We start from the raw sequence: 19,248 nt of genomic DNA on the forward strand, positions 1-19,248 counted from the left end.
TAATATAAAAACCGGTAAAAATGAATCTATTTGAATAAAAATTGAAACAGTTACACCATATCCCTTTGACACAAAATCGCCTACATTTGGAAATATAATTTAACAAAAATCAAACTATTTCTTTAAGGATTAAAATAAAAAAACTGATTTTTTATAGCAAATCAACAAAAAGGCCCTTTTCCACTTTATCGACGATATATAGCAAGATGAGGTGTTCTAATTCAACAAATCGTTTCACATAGTGCGCAAACGAAAAATCAAAACTTTGATTCTATGAAAACTAAACTCAATTCAAAAACCGGCCTCAGGATGATCCTTTTCCTGACGGTCCTGTGGGGGCAGTGCGTTCTTGCCCAGCAGCCGACAGTCTCGGGAACCGTTACCGATGCAGACGGTATTCCCATTCCTTTTGTCAACATTGTGGTAAAGGGTACCAGTACCGGGACATCGGCAGATATGGACGGCAATTATTCCATTCCGGCCGCGCCCGATGCCACCCTGGTCTTCAGCTATGTAGGCTTCAGCACACAGGAGATAGAGGTCAACGACAGGATACAGATAGACATACAGATGCAGGAAGATGTATCCGCTCTTGAAGAAGTCGTCGTTGTAGGATACGGGACCCAGCAGAAACGGGACCTGACCAGTGCCATCTCCGTAGTAAAGTCGGACCAGATACAGAAACGCCAGACTACTACTGTTGCCGAAGGACTACAAGGATTAGCCCCGGGGGTAAACGTACGTGGAGGAGGGCAACCCGGACAAGAAGCCTCCATACAAATACGGGGATTGAAAAACCTGCAAAGCGCGAATCCGCTCTATGTAGTCGACGGATTAATCACCACAGCCAACAGGGATTTTAATCCGAATGACATCGAATCTATACAAATCTTAAAAGACGCTGCCGCTGCGGCAATATACGGCTCCAGGGCCGCCAACGGGGTAGTGATCATCACCACGAAAAAAGGGATACAGGGGCCCTTACAGGTCTCTGCCAGTTCCAAAATGAGCCTTACACAAGTACCAAAATACGACCTTGCCGGACAGGAGGAATTTGTACGGTTGAACAATATGGCCTATGACAATGCAGGATTGCCAAGACAAGCCTTAGACCTCAATGTTAATACGGATTGGCAGGACATAGTGTTCCGCACAGGATTAATACAAGATCACAACGTCAGTTTCTCAGGAGGTGGCGAAAATTCTTCCTACTTCATATCGGCAAATTATTTCGGGAACAAGGGTACTGTTATCGATACCGACTTCGACAGGGTCTCGCTCCGAGTGAATACTAGTGGAAAAAAGGGAATCTTTAGTATAGGAGAAAACCTGTCACTCTCCAATGCCAAAACGAATGAGATAGGGGCACCCGCAGCCGACCGGGGAAATCCTTTTATAGATGTTATAAGGATGTTCCCAACCGTTCCCGTATATGACGAAAACAATCCGGGAGGATTCGGATATGGAAAAGCTGATGTCGCCAATACCTTTGGAGCAAATCCGGTAGCCATTGCCAATCTGATAGACCGGGAATTGGAAAACTTCAGAATAAGAGGAAATCTTTGGGCAGAAATAGACCCGACGCCTTTTTTAAAATACCGTTTTAACTTTGGATACGAAACCAGTTTTGACGACTATTTTTACTTGAGAAAGAAAGGAAACTGGACCATGAATCAGGCCGACGAACCATCAATGACGAATCAGAACAAGGCTCAGTCGGAGACTACTCTGATTGAAAACACCATTTCTTTCAACAAAGATTTTGGAAAACATCATGTCAACCTCGTAGCGGGGATGACTTATCAAAAAGACATATACAAACAAATCAATGGCACCAAGAGAAACCTTTTGGTCAACCCGAACACCGGATCCTACTTTGACGTCTTGGATCTCGGAGATCAAGGTGTCGTTGGTGGATACCGCAACGAATCTGTCCTGATCTCCTATCTCGGAAGACTGGAGTACAATTACGACAACCGTTATCTCTTAAACGCGGTATTCCGTCGCGATGGTTCTTCCAAATTCAGCGATGTTCACAAATGGGGTAATTTCCCATCTGTATCCGCAGGATGGAGACTGAGCAATGAGAAATTCTTCGACATAGAAGAAGTCAGTGACCTAAAACTGAGGGTAAGCTATGGAGAACTCGGAAGCGGAAATATTCCGGATTATGAATACATGATGTTTATCAACACACTGGGATCCATGGTTGCAGGAAGGGACCAGTTATTATATCCGGCTGCTACCCAAGTAAGGCTGGCGAATCCCGAATTGCGTTGGGAGACACTTAAACAAACCAATTTCGGGGTTGACCTCGGTCTTTTTGACAACAAACTTCAGATCACCGCAGATTATTTTATCGCGAGAACAGAGGATGTATTATTCGGTTTTCCAATTCTACTTTCTACGGGTAATGACGGAGGAAACCCGATTACCAATGCGGCTACTGTAGAAAACAAAGGTTTCGAATTCAACGCAGCCTACAACGAGGTCGTCAATGAAGATTTCAGTTTTAACGCTTCGATTAACCTGAGTACCCTTAACAATAAACTCATCAAACTCGGTAATGGCTTCAACGAAAGCATACAAGGTAATACGGTTACTCGTGCAGGACAACCTGTAGGTATGTGGTACGTACTACAAACCGACGGACTTTTCCAGAGCCAGGAAGAGATCGACAATTACACCAACTCTGACGGACGGGTTATTATGCCCGATGCACAACCTGGGGATATCCGGTTTAAGGATGTCAATGACGACGGACAGATCACCAACGAAGATAAGGCTGTAGTATCCAGTCCCTGGCCCGATTTCGAAATGGGCTTTAATGCCGAAGTGCAATACAAGGACTTCGACTTTTCCATGAACTGGATCGGTTCATTTGGGGCTACTGTCTATAACGGTTTCAGGAGTACCGTAGACCGTTTTGACGATGATACTAACTATCGGTCAGGCATTCAACCCTGGACCCCCGAAAATCCGGATACTAACTTCCCAAGAGTGGTAAAAGGAACTTCTTTCAACGCTCGTGGTGATAGTGATCGCTGGTTAGAAGACGGCAGTTTTGTAAGGCTGAAATATATAGGTATAGGGTATAACGTACCTGCTGAAATACTGGAAAAAGCAGGTTTCAGCAAATTGCGGATAAGCATGTCTGCCCAGAATATTATCACCTTTACCAAATACGGGGGGCTCGATCCGGAATTCAGTAATAACGATCCCTTTCAAAGAGGAGTGGACTTCGGAGCTTTTCCCAACTTGAAAACCTATTCCATAGGAGTTGAACTCGGTTTCTAAAATATCATCATCATGAAAAAAATAATAATACTAAGCATACTGTCATCGTGCCTTTTGGCAATGACCTCATGCAACGACGATTTGGATGTCCAGAATCCGAATTCATTGACCGTAGATCAGTTTTGGCAAACACCGGAAGACGCTCAACAAGGGGTAAATTCCATTTATGCCATGTTTTACAAAGATGGTACTTGGGCACGATGGATGTATTTCCGATTGGATCTCTCTTCCGACGAAGGATTCAGTAAAAGCCCATGGGTAGAGCTCGCAGACTGGACGCGATTTGCCTATATTAACTATGATTTTTGGGAAGGCAACAACGTGACCTGGAGAGATAATTACAAAGCCATTTTCCGGGCTAACCAAGTACTGGCTTATGTACCCGATATTGAATTTTCTGACGAGAACAAAAAGCAGGAACTACTCGGAGAAGCTAAATTTTTGAGAGGGCTTTATTATTATTATACAGCCCTGCTCTGGGAAAACATACCCATTATCCTCGATCCTTCAACACCTTCTGACCTTCCGGAGCAGGCCACTTTAGAAGAAGTATACGCACAAATCGAAACGGATCTGATCGATGCCTTCAATGCTCTGCCGCCACAATGGGACGACGCTAATCTCGGACGCCCTACCAAAGGGGCTGCTCAGGCCGTACTTGCCAAACTGTATATGCAACAACACGAGTGGGAGAAAGCCGGGACAGCACTTGAATACCTCATCGCCGGAGAAGGGGCACATTACAGCTTAGTTAACAACTTTGCAGATAATTTCACCTCTGAAAATGAAAACAATTCCGAATCGGTTTTTGAAATACAGTACGGAGATCACAATTTGGGAGGTACTGGAGAAACTCAGGATGCCGCAGTGTCCACTACACGTTCACAATTTTTCGCACCGAGAAACATAGGCTGGTCCGACGGGCAAGCGCGATTCTGGTTGGTGGATGCTTTTAAACAGGAAAAAACAGCCGAAGGCGAGATCGATGAAAGATTGCGATACAGCTTATACTATCCGGATCTTACTGCAGACTTTGGCGATCTCATATATGGTAGGGAATGGGAATGGAATGATGATGAAACCTGGTTTAGAAAATATCAAAGAAACGACAGAACCACTGAAGATTACTTTAATCCTATCAATTATCGTCTGATTCGCTATGCCGACATCCTGTTGCGTTATGCTGAAGTACTCAACGAACTCGACAGGACCTCCGAAGCCTACACATACGTAGACCAGGTACGGGAAAGATCGGGAATGCGCCCACTGGCAGAAGCCTATCCGGCCATTGGCAATGACAAGCAGGCTTTCCTGGAAAGACTGAAGATAGAACGGGTATTGGAATTGGTTGGGGAAAGTGTGCGCTGGGAAGACCTGAAACGGTGGGGAGACCTGGATACACAGGAAGCCGTAAATGAAATTGCGGAAAGAGACCCTGATTTCGATAATTTTGAAGTGGGTAAACATATCCGTATGCCCATTCCGTTGTCGGATGTAAACAATAACCCCAACCTCGAACAGAACCCGGGGTATTAGTAAGAAACTAAGAACTACAAACTAATTAACTATAAACCAAAATGATCAAATTACCGGAACTTTTCTGTATCATGGCCTTCTCCGTTGCCGCCTGTTCCCAGAAGGGCAACAGCGGGAAGCAAACCACAGACCGGGAAGAGGAACTCCGTGATACTGTGGAAACCGGGGTGGCTACATTCAGTAATCCCCTGCTCGATTCGGGGGCAGATCCCTGGGTGCTGAAAAAGGGCGGCCAGTACTATTATACCCATACAACGGGAAACAGGCTCGTCCTCCGGCAGACCGACCACATGGAAAACCTGGATTCGGCGGTACCGCTCACCATATGGAAACCCGATCCCGGACAGGAATATTCTCACGATCTGTGGGCACCTGAGATTCATTTTATCAATGACAAATGGTATATGTACTTTGCCGCTACAACAGACCAGGACAGGGACAGGAACAGGCGGATGTTTGTCCTGGAAAACAGCAGCGACTCGCCCATGAATACCGAGTGGGAATTCAAGGGCAAGATCACAGACACTTCCGATCACTGGGCCATAGACGGTACTGTACTGGAGACCGGGGGTGCCCATTATTTTATCTGGTCCGGATGGCGTACCCGGGACCAGCCCGAAAATTCGGGCAAACAGCAACTGTATATCGCCAGGATGGAAAACCCGTGGACCCTTTCCGGGGAACGGGTGATGATATCGGAGCCGGAACTGGAATGGGAAAGGCACGGCCTGGTCAATGAGGGGCCGGTGGCCTGGAAAAATCCCGCCGGGGATATTTTTCTCTTCTATTCCGGATCGGGATGCTGGACCGACGATTATGCGATCGGGGTCCTGAAACTCACCGACCCGGATAACCCTCTCGACCCCGGTTCCTGGGAAAAATATCCGGAGGCTGTTTTCAGTAAGAATCCCGGACAGGGCGTATATGCCCCGGGGCACAACAGCTTTTTCAAGTCGCCCGACGGCAGCGAAGACTGGATATTATACCATGCCAACGACAATCCCGGGGATGGCTGCAGTCCGGCCAGAAAACCCCGGATGCAGAAGATGGAATGGGACAGTAACGGTTTTCCCCGGCCCGGGATACCAGTATCCCGTGACAGCGTACTATCCGTTCCCTCGAATTAAACATAAACCTAATCATATTATATTCACTGGAAAACATGAAAATCTCACACTGTATTATCCCGGTCATGGCCGTCCTTCTTTATTCCTGCAATACCTCGCCTTCAAAAAAAAAGGCAGCGGCGGAAGAAAGCGGGGAAAAAGCAGAAAAAACTGCCACAACGTATTCCAACCCTCTCGATGTAGCATTCGGCGATCCGTATATCATGAATGACGGTGGCACCTTCTATATGTACGGTACCGGCGGAGGGGCCAAAGACGGTTTTTCAGTGTACCGCTCTTCAGATATGGTACACTGGGAGCCCCGGGGGCAGGTATACACGGGAAATACCTCATCTTCATGGGCTACAGATCATTTCTGGGCCCCCGAAGTATATCGTTTCGAAGATAAATACTATATGTTTTTCAGTGCACAATGGCGGGACAACCCGGATAATGAACTGGAAAACTTCCGCATCGGCGTTGCTGTCTCCGACAGTCCCGAAGGACCTTTCGAGGAAATGGGAGACCGGCCGCTCTTCGACCCGGGATACCCGGTCATCGATGCCAATGTATTTGTGGATGACGACGGTACGTATTACCTGTATTATTCCAGGGTCTGTTACAAACATCCCGTGGAGAGCGAGATCGCGGCATGGGCCCGTAAAAAGGGATGGTATGACGAGATCGAGGAAAGCTGGATCTACGGGGTAGAACTAAAACCTGATTTCAGCGGAATAACGGGAGAGCCCGTATTACTGCTGCGCCCGCCGCTCAAAATGGACGACAGGAACGCAGAATGGGAAAGCCGGTCGGTAACTTCTAAAGAAATGAACCGTCGCTGGACCGAAGGCTCATATACCTTTAAAAGAAATAACACCTACTATATGATGTATTCCGCCAATTATTACAAGGGAGAAAACTATGCCGTAGGCTATGCTACCTCCTCTTCTCCCCTTGGCCCCTATAAAAAATCGGACACAAACCCCCTCCTGGAAAAAAACACACAGCACGGGGGAGAGGTCACGGGAACAGGGCACAACAGCCTGGTCTTTCTCGATGACAACAGTATCTATTGTGTGTATCACGGCCGTACAAAGGCCACGGGCGACGAACGCGTAGTTTTTATCGACCGTATGGAACTCGGCAATGATGGAACACTGCGGGTAGACGGCCCTTCGACCACCCCGAAACCCGTTCCCGTAAATTGAACCTTGCAACCTGCACCCTTATCAAATTAATATAATTTCTGCATATGAGAACAACAACACGAATATTCATTATTATCCTTATTGCCGGACTAACCGCATGTAAGCAAAAAGCAGGGAAAGAAAAAACAGAAACGGCACCGCAGACCGAACAGGCCGGTACCGATACCCCCCTGCTTTCCGAAAAAGCCTTCGATACCATCATCGATGGCAAACAGGTAGGCCTGTACTGGATAGAAAGCAGCGGGATCAAAGCAGCTTTTACCAATTACGGCGGGCGCCTTATCGGGCTCTGGGTACCGGATAAGGACGGCAAGATAACCGATGTGGTCTGGGGGCCGGGAAGTATTTCGGGCTATACCGATACCACGGAACCCTATTTCGGGGCCACTATCGGCCGGGTGGGCAACCGCATTGCCAAAGGAAAATTCACCCTCAACGGCAAAACGTATTCCATCCCGGTGAACAACGGGGAAAATTCGCTTCACGGAGGCAAAAAAGGGTTTCAGGATGTAGTATGGGAAGCAGAACAACCCGACAAACAGACCCTTGTACTCCACTATAACTCCCCTGACATGGAGGAAGGGTTTCCCGGGAACCTGGATGTACAGGTCACCTACTCCATCGCCGGAAACACCCTCAGGATGGAATACGAGGCCATTACAGACAAGGCTACCCCGGTGAACCTTACCAATCATGCCTTTTTTAACCTCAACGGAGAAGGCAGCGGCAGCATCCTGGAGCATAAAGCCCGGTTCTATGCAGATCAGTTTACCCCTGTGGATGACGGGCTGATCCCTACCGGGGAACTCCGGGATGTAAAAGGTACCCCTTTCGACTTTACCGAACCCCACACCATAGGTGAGCGTATCGAAACGGACAATGAACAACTCAAATACGGCAAGGGATACGACCATAATTTCGTACTGAACAATACACCGGCAGAAGGAATGAACCACGCTGCCACCGTTACGGGAGACCGGTCGGGTATCGTTATGGACGTATATACCGAAGAACCCGGAATGCAGTTTTACAGCGGAAACTTCATGCAGGGCAAAAACACTTTCAAAAGCGGGGCAAAAGACGAATTCCGGACCGCCTTTGCCCTGGAGACCCAGCATTTTCCGGATGCCCCCAATCAGCCTGATTTTCCTTCGATCATCCTGAATCCCGGAGAAACATATCATACCGTATCCCTCTATCGCTTTTCCTTAACACCATAATCATGAATATACTGCACGGCCTTATACTCATACCGGCTTTTTTTCTAATAACCGCCGTTCACGCCCAGCAGCCGGACCCTCCCGGCCAGGCAGCCCCGGGCGAAAAACCCGAATACGAAGCCTACCTTTTTGCCCATATGACGCATCAGGACTACGGACGCCTGTACTATTCGGTAAGCCTTGACGGACTGCACTGGTCTTCCCTCAATGAAGGAAAAAGAGTGTCGGAAGCATACCAGGGCCATCCCGACATCGCAAAAGGACCGGACGGCCGTTATTTTATGGCCGGCAACCGCAGTGATGCTTCTCCCGATATCGTAATATGGGTGTCGGAAGATCTCACCAGCTGGAAAAAACACGCTACCTACACCCCTCCTCTGAAAAAAACTCCCGGGTACACAGATGCCCTTCAGCGCATCGGGGCCCCTAAATTATTTTATGACGAAGCCTCCGGAAAATTTATCATGACCTGGCACACCCCTCATGTGGAAGGCTCAAAGGAAGACCCGGAAAGCTACTGGGCAAGCCAGCGCACCCTTTATGTATTTTCCGAAGACCTGATCACTTTCGAAGGCCCTCCCCGGAAACTGTTCGAATGGGAATTCGGCACTATCGATGTCATTATCCGTAAAGCCGGGGATACGTACTATGCCATCCTGAAAGACGAGACCTACCCTACCCTGTACTGGCCTACGGGAAAAACGATACGGATCGCCAGGTCTGATCAGTTAACCGGACCTTATTCCCTTCCGTCCGATCCCATAAGTCCGAATTTCAGGGAAGCCCCGGCACTGCTCCCTTCCCCCGACGGCAAGGTGTGGTACCTGTATTACGAACAATACCCGGGAGTATCGTACGGACTATCCATTGCCGATAATCTCAACGGGCCCTGGTACCAGGCTTCAGGGTACACTTTTTTCAGTACCTGGGACAAATACCGGCTGCCCCCTTCGGTAAGGCATGGCTGTATGATCCCCATTTCCCGTGAAGAATACGATACCCTGGTAAAGACCTTCGGAATGGAAGACAGGGGGGAATGAATGCGGAGTTCGGAGTTCAGAGTTATGATAAACCAGTAACCTGTAACCAAGTCCCGAATTCAGCTCAAAACGGGCTTAAATAAGATGGACATAGTTTATCGTTGTTTATCGTTTATTGCATACAAACAGTTTAACCTAACTTTAATCGGATGAAAAAAATATTTTATCTTTTCCTTACGGGGCTGGCCGGTTATGCCACCGGCTGTAACAACTCCGGGCAGGCGCGGACAGGTTCCGGAGAAGAGGAAAATACAGAACACGCGGAAACCGTTGAAAAAAAACAGGTATACCTGGCAGATCCCACCATCTTCGAGAGTGAAGGTACTTATTATCTCTACGGCACCAAAAACGATCCGGAGATCGAAGGAGAGGGTTTCCTGGTCTATACCTCGGACGACCTCGTAAACTGGGAAGGACCTGCCGGGGCGAGTGACGGCTTTGCCTTAAAGAAAGGAGACGCTTTCGGCAACGGCGGGTTCTGGGCACCCCAGATCTTCGAATACAACTCGCGCTTCCATATGGCGTATACCGCAGACGAACATATCGCCATAGCCTCGAGCGACAGTCCTCTCGGCCCTTTCACCAATGACGGACAGGCCATAGAAGCTCCCGTCAGGCAGATAGATCCTTTTGTCTTCTTTGACAACGGCAAAATATATATGTACCATGTACGCCTGCAGGACGGCAACAGGATCTTTGTCGCTGAAATGACCGACGACCTGGGCAGCCTGAAACCGGAAACCCTTACCGAATGTATCAGCGCCGAAGAGCCGTGGGAAAACACCGAACAGGCGAAATGGCCGGTGGCAGAAGGGCCTACGGTCATTAAAAAAGACGGGCAGTATTACCTGTTATATTCTGCCAATGATTTCAGAAATCCCGATTATGCCGTGGGATATGCCGTAAGTGACAGTCCCGGAGGCCCCTGGGAAAAGGCGGCCCAAAGCCCGGTCATATCCCGGGGCAGTACCGGAGAACCCGGAAGCGGGCACGGAGATGTTATAGAAGGGCCGGAGGGCGATACCTATTATGTATTGCATACCCATTATTCGGAAAATAAGGTACATCCCAGAAAAACGGCTATGGTACGGATCGAAATAAAGGACAATGCGGTTCATCATCTTCCGGACAGCTTCACCTGGGTCCGTGCAGACGATAACGATACCGACGGGAAATAAACCGGGAACAAACAACTACCGGTTACCTACTTTTCGGGTAACCGGTCTTTTACTTCATTCCAGAAGGCATGGTCATAGAGATGGGCAGCACCGATGATACTGGCCTCCTCGGTATTGGGGACCACGGCAACAGGAATGTCGAGGCCGTCTTTATTCCAGCACTCACGGAGCCGGGGCAAAAAGTATTCATACGCACGGGATATGCTTCCCCCCATTACCAGCAGATCAGTTTCAAACCTCCTGAGATGGGGCAGCATGAAACTGCACAGGTTCTGAGCAAATTCTTCAAATATCCGCGATACATCGATATCAGTGACCTCCAGCAGGTCCCTGACCCCTTTCAGACCGTTTTCACCCGATAATTCCGTATAACGGGAAAGAAACCAGCGGGTTGAGAAATAATCATCGGCCATCCCCTCCAGGAACGGCTTGTCCCACAGACAACCGTTTTCAGGGACCCGGCTTCCAGCCGTTTCCGGAATTCCCCTTTCCAGGAAAGCCGCTCCGAAACCCGTTCCCAGCGTGATCGCCGTTACCCGGTTGCCATTCTTGTCCTTGTTCATGAGGGCTCCTCCCACCCCGAAAGAAGTCGCATCATTGAGAAAGCGCAGGGAGACGTCCTTATCCAGGTATCCCGGAAGTTCATTCAACACCGATACCCCATAAAGCTGTTCATATTTGTCGTTCCCTTCAAAACAGGCTATTCCTTCCTTATAACGGAAAGGCCCGGGCATGGCCATGCCCACTCCCGAAACACCTTGACCTTCGGATGCCCCAAGGGTCCTGTTGATCACCGAAGACCACCTTTCGAATATTTCTTCTTTTGATGCCTTACTATCCAGGTTTCCGTGAAAATATGTCCCCTTAATAATTTCTGATCTCTCTATGTCTACAGCAGCACTGCTTATATGGCTTCCGCCCACATCTACTCCAATTGCTATTGGCATGATATTATTTTTTGTCGTATTTCGCTAATAAATGATCTGTTCACCGGTGAAACTGTTTACGCAAATCCGAAAGCCAGGTTTTATCGCCGTCTGAATAACAGACCAAAAAAATCCCCATATGTTACAGCCGGTCATCAAAAAAGTCCATCGAAGCCTAAACCCCGACGGACCCCCACATAACACTATTCTCCGCCTTACAGGCGCTATACTGCCCATACCAAACAAGAAATAATCCTCTCAAAATGGTAAAAACCGGCAGTAATACATTTATCCACATGGTACTTTTTTTATAAAAACCCGGTACCCGGATCCAAGGCAACAGGCCGAAACCAATGGCTTATGCCATAACTTTTCCGCTGAAGTTTCCTGTGCTATACCCGGCAGAAAACGGTGCTAAATTACTAAATCGTTTTAGCAAAGTAAATATTTTTTGAAGAAAAATTGTGCAAATAACAATTTCCGGGCTTTCGGATATTAAAATTAACAATTATAAGCCCGCTTTCCCATATGCATACGGGAGGGTAAAAACACGCTTCGGGTACTCGGAGTACTGCTGTACGTACTTACGGGGCTACACCCTAATCTACAAAATGGTTATAGGCATTCCGCACACTGTTCATTTCGTCCGAAAGGGCTTCCAGCTGCCTGTCTGAAAGTTGTCCCGAAGATGCTGCATCCCTCATTATTCTCCGGGCCGTAACCAGGAAGCTGTTAACAGCCTCGTTAAACCTCGCAAAGGAAGCCTCCTTGCCGGCATAGTCTTTCATCCCTTCGGGAGACATCTCACTGTGCTTCTTATGGGCGGTTTCCAGGGCATCGTATTTTTCCCTGAATACAGCTTCATGTTCTGCATAACTTCCCCCCTGGGCCTCTCCTGTTTTTATGAATTCATCTATGGCCCTGAAATCATCCTTGGCGGCAAAAATATAGGACTTCAGCGGATGGTCCTGCAATATTTTCCGTTCCGCACCATCAGACACTACCGCCAGGCGCCGGTGAAGGTCGGCATTGAGCGTATAGTACTCCTCCAGTAACACGATCAGCTCATCGATGATCTCGTTTCCCTTCCTGCCTCCGTCGTCCTTGTAATCCTCAGCCTTGACATACTCGTCAAGGCGCTTGTAGCTCTCCCTTATAGCGTCAAATTTATCACTTACCTCCTCTCCTTTCGATGTAAAAAAATCGCGATCGTCGGTTTCCAGGGCAGAAGGCGGTGTATCTGTCGATGTCCCGGGACGTTGTATCGGGGCAATATAAATAGGGGACATCAATACCGCAAAAGCCAGTTTTGAACTCGGGTTTTCCAGCCCTTCCTCTACCTTGGAGACGTTGGAGATCACCCTCTCGAGATAAGACCGCCTCTTGTCATCCAACTGTATCATGGCATTGTTATAGGTAATGATCGAATTGGCATCTTCCGTATCAGACGCCGCATACATATCGGTTTTCGGGTCTCCGGAAGGGGAAGGCTTATCCTTGCAGGCCCACAGGCCCATACAACACACACATACCAGGGTATAACAAACATGCTTCATGGCCATCATTTAGTTAATGTCTGCAAAATTACCGGTTTAAACCAGGAAAAAAAATACCCGGAAACAAGGATTTTCCGGGCAGGCAGGAATAAATTCCGATATCTGTACTATTTTAGTGGCATGAGGAATTCTATCGGTGTATTACTCTTTCTGCTTTGCTTTGTTTCCCGGACCGTTATGGGCCAGGAGACCCTTCCCGTTTCGGGTTTTGGCCCGGAGACCTACAGGGCGGGCAACCAGAACTGGATGCTGTCTCAGGACGACAGCCGGCATATCTATATCGCCAATAATTCCGGTTTACTGGAATACAACGGTGCCCAGTGGCATCTCAACCAGACAGGCGACGGTGGTGTGGTAAGATCGGTCATGGTGTCGGAAAACAGGATATATACCGGCGCATACATGGAATTCGGCTACTGGGAACGACAGGACGACGGAAGGCTGGAATATACCAGCCTTATCCCGCTGGTAAATGGAGGGATACGTTATGGCGAACAGTTCTGGCATATCGAGGTCCTGGGGAACTACATCCTTTTCCAGAGCCCCAACAACATATACAGCTATCATAAAGAAGACCAATCGATCACGGTAATCTCTTCCGAAAATATTATTCTCAACCTGTTCCGGGTCGGAAACAACGCGTATTACCAGGCCATAAACGAAGGCCTGTATGTCATAGAAAACGGGAAACCCAGTACCGTAGTGCCCTATGAAGCCATACGGAACGAAATGATCGTAGGGCTCTTCCCCTATAACGACGGCATGCTTGCCGTAACCCGGGGCAGCGGGGTCTTTGCCGCCGGGGACGGAAAATGGGAAGCCCTCCCAGTGGAAGGATATCCCTATTCCGAAAGCATATATGTTGCCCTGCTCCTGAACGATAATACCCTCGCCCTGGGAAGCATAGGCAACGGCCTGTATCTTCTCGGCCCCGGGAACGGACAGGAACAGCACTACCTGCAGCCCACCCTCACCAACAACACGGTGCTCTCTCTTTTCGAAGATGCTTCCGGCGATATCTGGTGCGGGACAGATAACGGCATAAGCGTGATCAACAGGCAGAACACCATCAAGCTGTTTAACGATACTTTCGGAAAGACGGGAACCGTATATTGCAGTTACCAGGAAAACGGCCTGCGATACCTCGGCACCAACCAGGGACTTTACATAAGTGATACCGGCCAGGAAACTCCCTACCGGCTCGTGCCGGGAACCAAGGGCCAGGTATGGACCATTACCCGCATCGGCCGGACGCTGTATGCCGGGCATGACAGGGGTACCTTTATTATAGATAAGGACCGGGCCGAACTCATCTTCGACCAGTCCGGTACCTGGGAACTGAAACCGCTGGGAAAGGGTATCATACAGGGCCACTACGACGGTATCACCCATATAGACAGTACCGGGGCGATACGAAAAATAAAAGGTTTCGACCTCTCGTCACGCAATATAGTGGTCGAGAACGATTCCACAGTGTGGATAGCCCACGACCACAACGGGGTATTCCGCCTTAAAATGAATCCGGATGCCACGGTAAAAAAGGTCAGGAGTTTTTCCCCCTCGGCAAATACCCCGCAGGGCGTCAGTGTATTCAAGTTCGGAGACAGTATCTATTACTCCACCAGAGAACACATATACAAGTTTCTTTCCGAAGCTGACAGCTTTACCCCGGAAAACCGGCTGGAGCAGTTAACCGCGGATACCAGGCGGATCACCGGAACTTCAACGGTGACTCCCGACGGGGTCTGGTGGACTTTTGGGGAAGACGGTATCTACCACACCGCTACCGATGCCTTTCGCAACAGGCCGGAGCTCCGCTATGTTCCCCTGCCCGCGGCATACCGCAGTATAGCTACCCGTTTTGAAAACATTTCACTGCTCAGCCGCGACAAATACCTGGTGGGGAGCAGTATGGGGTACGTGGTGTTTGAGCTTCCGTACCAGTACAACGCCCCGAGAAAGCTCAGCATACAGGCAGTGGAAACCGCAGACAGGCGCGAGCACTATACCCCGCGCTCCCTGAACAACCGGGATACCGAGCTCCCCAGCAGGATCAATTTTATCCGCTTCGAATACAGCGTGCTCCAGTACAGCAGGCTGAACGACGTAAAATACAGCTATCGGATAGCGAACTATACCCCCGCCTGGAGTGCCTGGAGCCCGGAGGCCACAGCCGGTTTTAAAAATATCCCCCCGGGCGAATACCTCTTTGAGGTCAGGGCCAGGATCAACGGCCAGGTCACCGGTACCGAAAATTTCCGCTTTACCATCGCACCGCCCTGGTACGCTTCGCGAACGGCGGCAGTCGTCTATGTACTCCTGCTCCTTGCCCTTATCGTCTTTGTACACCGCATGTATTCCGATTATTACCGCAGGCAGCAGCAACGCCTTATCACACGGCAGCAAAAGGAACTGGAGATCAAACAACTCGAAAGCCGGCAGGAGATCATGACCCTTGAAAACCAGAAACTGGAAAACGACATGGCCTCCAAAAACCGCGAACTCGCCGCTTCTACCATGAGTATCATCAGGAAAAACGAACTGCTGGCAGAGCTGAAAGACAAACTCTCCAGGGCAGGAACTCCCGAAGACACCCGTAAGGTCATCTCCTTTATCAACAGGAACATGGACGACGAAGACAACTGGAACCTCTTTAAGGAAGCCTTTAACAATGCCGACAAAGATTTTCTCCACGCCGTAAAACAGAAACATCCCAATCTCACCCCCAACGACCTCAAATTATGTGCCTATCTCAGGCTTAACCTCTCTTCCAAGGAGATCGCCCCTTTGCTCAACATATCGGTAAGAAGTGTGGAAATAAAACGATATCGCCTCCGGAAAAAGATGGAGCTGGACCACAAAGACGGGCTTGCCGAATACATCCTCAATTTCCGGGCCTCAACAAACTCTTAAAATACCTCAACATTACCTCAACAACTCCCCCTACAGGGCAGGGAAACAGGATAAATCCCAATTTTTCTTAAAAAATGAATATTCCTCATTTTTAAAGCTATTGAGTGATGAATTACAAAAAATAATACCTCTTTTTTTATCATGTATATTTTTTGTTGAGGTTGATTTTTCCTTTTCATAACGGTTTATTAATACATTGGCTTCAAACAAAATCATCAATGTAATGAATAAAGCACTACTATCATTTTTGCTATTGGCGGCTTCGTTCGGGGTATATGCCCAGACCTTTCCCGTTTCGGGAAATGTGACCGATGCCGAATCCGATATGCCCTTGCCACAGGTTAATATTATCGTCAAGGGCACGACACGGGGAGTAGTAACCGATTTTGACGGTAATTATACCATAGACGGCATTTCTGCCGGGGATATACTGGTATTCTCCTATATCGGTTTTGCCTCGCGGGAAATTACCATTGGGACGCAACACACCATCGATGTAAAGCTTCATCCCGACTTGCAGGCACTGGATGAGATCGTCGTAATAGGTTACGGTTCACAGGTAAAAAAGGAAATCACCGGCGCGGTCTCCACCATAAACTCCGGGACCATCGAAGAGCTGAAGCCCCTCAATGCGGCGCAGGCCCTGCAAGGGACTGCTTCGGGGATAAACGTCACCCCCCAGGGCGGTGCGCCCGGGACAGAATCCAACATCAGGATACGCGGAATTTCCACCAACAGGAACAATGCCCCGCTCATTATCCTGGACGGGTTTCAGTACGAGGGCGGACTGAATTCCATCAACCCCCAGGACATTGAGAACATCACCGTGCTCAAAGATGCCCAGGCTGCCATTTACGGGACCATTGCGGCAAACGGAGTGGTTCTCGTAACCACCAAGTCGGGACGCAAAAACCAGAAAGCCAGGATCTCGTATGACGGCTATACCGGGATACAGGAAACTACCCGCAGGCTGCCGGTACTCAATGCCACCGAATATGCACTGCTGCTCAACGAGAGCTATGCCAATGCCGGGCAACAACTCCCCTTTCCTGATGTCAGCACGCTCGGAGCAGGCACCAACTGGCAGAACGAGGTGTTCCGGCAGGCTCCCGTAACCAATCACAACCTCACCATTACCGGGGGAGAGGAAAAGGTCAGTTACTCCCTCGGGGCCTCGCACCTGGACCAGGAAGGTATTATCGGCGGTGACAAGGCCGGTTTCAGGAGGAGTACCGCGAGAATTTCCCTGGATGCCGAGGTTTCCGATAAACTTTCCGTGAGTACCAAGCTGTTTTACAACCGAACCAAAAATCACAATATAAACAGCTTTTCCCTGGGGTCGGTGCTGTTTAACGCAGCCAATATCGCCCCGGTCATCAACCCTTCACAAGACAACCTGGACGGCACCCTCAGTCTCGGGAACGAGGTGGTGAACCCGCTCACCCAGATCGAGAATACCTTTAACGAATACATCACCAACCGCCTGAGCGGAACACTGCAGGCCTCCCTGAAATACATCAGGAACATGGAACTACAGGCCAGGTTCGGTTTCAATACTTCCAACACCAGGAACAGGGAATTCAGCCCCGTATACAACTACGGCGCAGGCAAGATATACACCCGAAGCGACAATATGGTGACCCTGGCAAAGATCAATGACAACGACTATACCTTCGACCTTTTCAACACCTACAGCAATACCTTCGAAGACCACCACAGAGTTACCCTCATGGCGGGGATGACCGCCTACAGGAGTTACGGAGAGGGTCTTAACGGAACACGTACCGGCGTACAGGCCAACCAGTGGAAATTTGCCGATTTCAATACCGCCACAGGTTCGGGAGACAACCAGACCAACGGCTCCTGGGCCTACGACCAGCGCCGCCTTTCCTATTTCGGAAGGCTGCAGTACGCCTTTAAGGACAAATACCTGTTTTCTGCCATGATACGCAGGGATGCCTCCACCTATTTCGGCCCCGACGAACGCGTTGCCTATTTTCCGTCGGCCACTGCCGGATGGGTCGTGTCGGAAGAGGGTTTCTTCGACAACACCGGCATCGTCAACTTCCTCAAGCTGCGCGGAAGCTACGGGGTGATGGGCAATGACAGGATTCCCGCCTTCGGGTACCTGTCACTGCTGAACGGGGAAGCCACTTACGTACTGGGAGATGCGCAGAGCCTGGTAAACGGCTATGCCCCCGGAACACTGGCCAACCCTGCCATAAAATGGGAGGAAGCCAAAAAACTGGATATCGGGTTCGACCTGCAGCTGTTCGGCAACAAGCTGGAACTGGTTGCGGATTATTTCAGAAACGTCCGGGAAGACCTGCTCATCGACAATATCCCCGTATCGGGAATACTGGGTACCGGGGCTCCGGGAGCTGCAGGGCCGATCCTCAATGCCGGGACCGTAGAGAACACCGGATGGGAGTTTGCCCTGAACTACAACCAGACCTTCGACAACGAACTTACCATCTCTGCCGGATATAACATCGCCACCCTGAACAACAAGGTGACCCGGGTAAACAACGGTACGGGATATATCGAAGGCGGAGGTTTCGGCGTGGGCCAGCCCGCCCCTGCAAGAATGGAAGAAGGGAAACCCATGGGGTATTTCTACGGCTACCGTACCGACGGTATTTTCCAGACACAGGAAGAAGTAGACGCACACCCCTCTCAGAGTGCCCTGGGTGCCAGTGCCAGGCCGGGGGATATCCGCTATGTGGACCTCAACGGCGACGGTGTCCTGGACGCCGGCGACCGCACCGATCTGGGAAATCCCATCCCCGATATTACCATGGGGCTCAACCTGGGTCTTCAGTACAGGGGATTTGACTTCTCTGCCTTTTCCTTTGCCAACCTGGGCAATGATATCGTGCGGAATTACGAAAGGGACCAGCCCAACGTCAACAGGATGAACTACCGCCTGAACCGCTGGACCGGCCCGGGCACGAGCAACAGCGTTCCCCGGGTAACCACAAACCCCACGGCAAACCAGGTCTTTTCCGATTTCTTTGTGGAAGACGGATCGTTTGCCCGGATACAGAGCATTACCCTCGGGTATACCGTACCCCTGAAATTCGTGGAAAAATCAGGGCTCGACAAATTCCGCATATACACCAAGGTGGATAACGTGCACACCTTTACCAAATACTCCGGGTACGACCCCACGGCCTCTACCGGCGAGCCCATAGGCAGCGGAATAGACTACGGTTTCTACCCTGTACCGCGAACATATATCATCGGTGTAAACCTTCAATTCTAAACG

11 protein-coding genes are annotated in these 19,248 nt (G+C 49.5%); 9 read left to right on the forward strand and 2 right to left on the reverse strand.

Translation table 11 applies throughout. The features are described from left to right. Window positions 1-273: 273 nt before the first annotated feature. The 7 genes from DN748_RS01135 to DN748_RS01165 all read left to right on the forward strand — a co-directional run bounded on the left by DN748_RS01135 (window position 274) and on the right by DN748_RS01165 (window position 10,585). Window positions 274-3,297: a SusC/RagA family TonB-linked outer membrane protein gene (locus DN748_RS01135; protein ID WP_112369920.1), complete on the forward strand. Its 3,024-nt coding sequence runs from the start codon at window positions 274-276 to the stop codon at window positions 3,295-3,297. Between the two features lie 12 nt (window positions 3,298-3,309). Beyond that, a complete protein-coding gene (locus tag DN748_RS01140) occupies window positions 3,310-4,833 on the forward strand; it encodes a RagB/SusD family nutrient uptake outer membrane protein (protein WP_112369921.1) in 1,524 nt (507 codons plus the stop codon). A 41-nt stretch (window positions 4,834-4,874) separates the two neighbouring features. Beyond that, on the forward strand, window positions 4,875-5,960 hold the full coding sequence (locus DN748_RS01145) for a glycoside hydrolase family 43 protein (protein ID WP_236636742.1): 1,086 nt from the start codon (window positions 4,875-4,877) through the stop codon (window positions 5,958-5,960). A 35-nt stretch (window positions 5,961-5,995) separates the two neighbouring features. Then, window positions 5,996-7,147 carry a glycoside hydrolase family 43 protein gene (locus tag DN748_RS01150; RefSeq protein ID WP_236636743.1) on the forward strand — a complete coding sequence of 384 codons (1,152 nt, stop codon included), beginning with the start codon at window positions 5,996-5,998 and terminating at the stop codon, window positions 7,145-7,147. A gap of 44 nt (window positions 7,148-7,191) precedes the next feature. Continuing rightward, a complete protein-coding gene (locus DN748_RS01155) occupies window positions 7,192-8,367 on the forward strand; it encodes an aldose epimerase family protein (protein WP_112369922.1) in 1,176 nt (391 codons plus the stop codon). Between the two features lie 2 nt (window positions 8,368-8,369). Next, complete coding sequence (locus DN748_RS01160) at window positions 8,370-9,407, forward strand: glycoside hydrolase family 43 protein (RefSeq protein ID WP_112369923.1); 1,038 nt, start codon at window positions 8,370-8,372, stop codon at window positions 9,405-9,407. Between the two features lie 149 nt (window positions 9,408-9,556). After that, window positions 9,557-10,585 carry a glycoside hydrolase family 43 protein gene (locus DN748_RS01165; RefSeq protein WP_112369924.1) on the forward strand — a complete coding sequence of 343 codons (1,029 nt, stop codon included), beginning with the start codon at window positions 9,557-9,559 and terminating at the stop codon, window positions 10,583-10,585. A gap of 26 nt (window positions 10,586-10,611) precedes the next feature. Here the strand turns inward: DN748_RS01165 and DN748_RS01170 are convergent, their stop codons facing one another. Further along, entirely contained in the window at window positions 10,612-11,532 is a 921-nt protein-coding gene (locus DN748_RS01170; protein ID WP_112369925.1) for an ROK family protein, read from the reverse strand. Window positions 11,533-12,110: 578 nt separating this feature from the next. Beyond that, window positions 12,111-13,067 carry a DUF3829 domain-containing protein gene (locus DN748_RS01175; RefSeq protein WP_161554438.1) on the reverse strand — a complete coding sequence of 319 codons (957 nt, stop codon included), beginning with the start codon at window positions 13,065-13,067 and terminating at the stop codon, window positions 12,111-12,113. A gap of 120 nt (window positions 13,068-13,187) precedes the next feature. Between DN748_RS01175 and DN748_RS01180 the strand changes: the two genes are divergently transcribed. Further along, on the forward strand, window positions 13,188-15,980 hold the full coding sequence (locus DN748_RS01180) for a helix-turn-helix and ligand-binding sensor domain-containing protein (protein ID WP_161554439.1): 2,793 nt from the start codon (window positions 13,188-13,190) through the stop codon (window positions 15,978-15,980). A gap of 223 nt (window positions 15,981-16,203) precedes the next feature. After that, a complete protein-coding gene (locus DN748_RS01190) occupies window positions 16,204-19,245 on the forward strand; it encodes a SusC/RagA family TonB-linked outer membrane protein (protein WP_112369929.1) in 3,042 nt (1,013 codons plus the stop codon). Window positions 19,246-19,248: the final 3 nt, after the last annotated feature.

The organism is Sinomicrobium soli (assembly GCF_003285545.1).
GTDB lineage: Bacteria > Bacteroidota > Bacteroidia > Flavobacteriales > Flavobacteriaceae > Sinomicrobium.

What these genes read in the sequence shown, in the direction of transcription:
- DN748_RS01135 (WP_112369920.1), top strand. Translation starts at nt 274, where the DNA reads ATGAAAACTAAACTCAATTCAAAAACCGGCCTCAGGATGATCCTTTTC.
- DN748_RS01140 (WP_112369921.1), top strand. Translation starts at nt 3,310, where the DNA reads ATGAAAAAAATAATAATACTAAGCATACTGTCATCGTGCCTTTTGGCA.
- DN748_RS01150 (WP_236636743.1), top strand. Translation starts at nt 5,996, where the DNA reads ATGAAAATCTCACACTGTATTATCCCGGTCATGGCCGTCCTTCTTTAT.
- DN748_RS01190 (WP_112369929.1), top strand. Translation starts at nt 16,204, where the DNA reads ATGAATAAAGCACTACTATCATTTTTGCTATTGGCGGCTTCGTTCGGG.
- DN748_RS01155 (WP_112369922.1), top strand. Translation starts at nt 7,192, where the DNA reads ATGAGAACAACAACACGAATATTCATTATTATCCTTATTGCCGGACTA.
- DN748_RS01160 (WP_112369923.1), top strand. Translation starts at nt 8,370, where the DNA reads ATGAATATACTGCACGGCCTTATACTCATACCGGCTTTTTTTCTAATA.
- DN748_RS01165 (WP_112369924.1), top strand. Translation starts at nt 9,557, where the DNA reads ATGAAAAAAATATTTTATCTTTTCCTTACGGGGCTGGCCGGTTATGCC.
- DN748_RS01145 (WP_236636742.1), top strand. Translation starts at nt 4,875, where the DNA reads ATGATCAAATTACCGGAACTTTTCTGTATCATGGCCTTCTCCGTTGCC.
- DN748_RS01175 (WP_161554438.1), bottom strand. Translation starts at nt 13,067, where the DNA reads ATGAAGCATGTTTGTTATACCCTGGTATGTGTGTGTTGTATGGGCCTG.
- DN748_RS01180 (WP_161554439.1), top strand. Translation starts at nt 13,188, where the DNA reads ATGAGGAATTCTATCGGTGTATTACTCTTTCTGCTTTGCTTTGTTTCC.
- DN748_RS01170 (WP_112369925.1), bottom strand. Translation starts at nt 11,532, where the DNA reads ATGCCAATAGCAATTGGAGTAGATGTGGGCGGAAGCCATATAAGCAGT.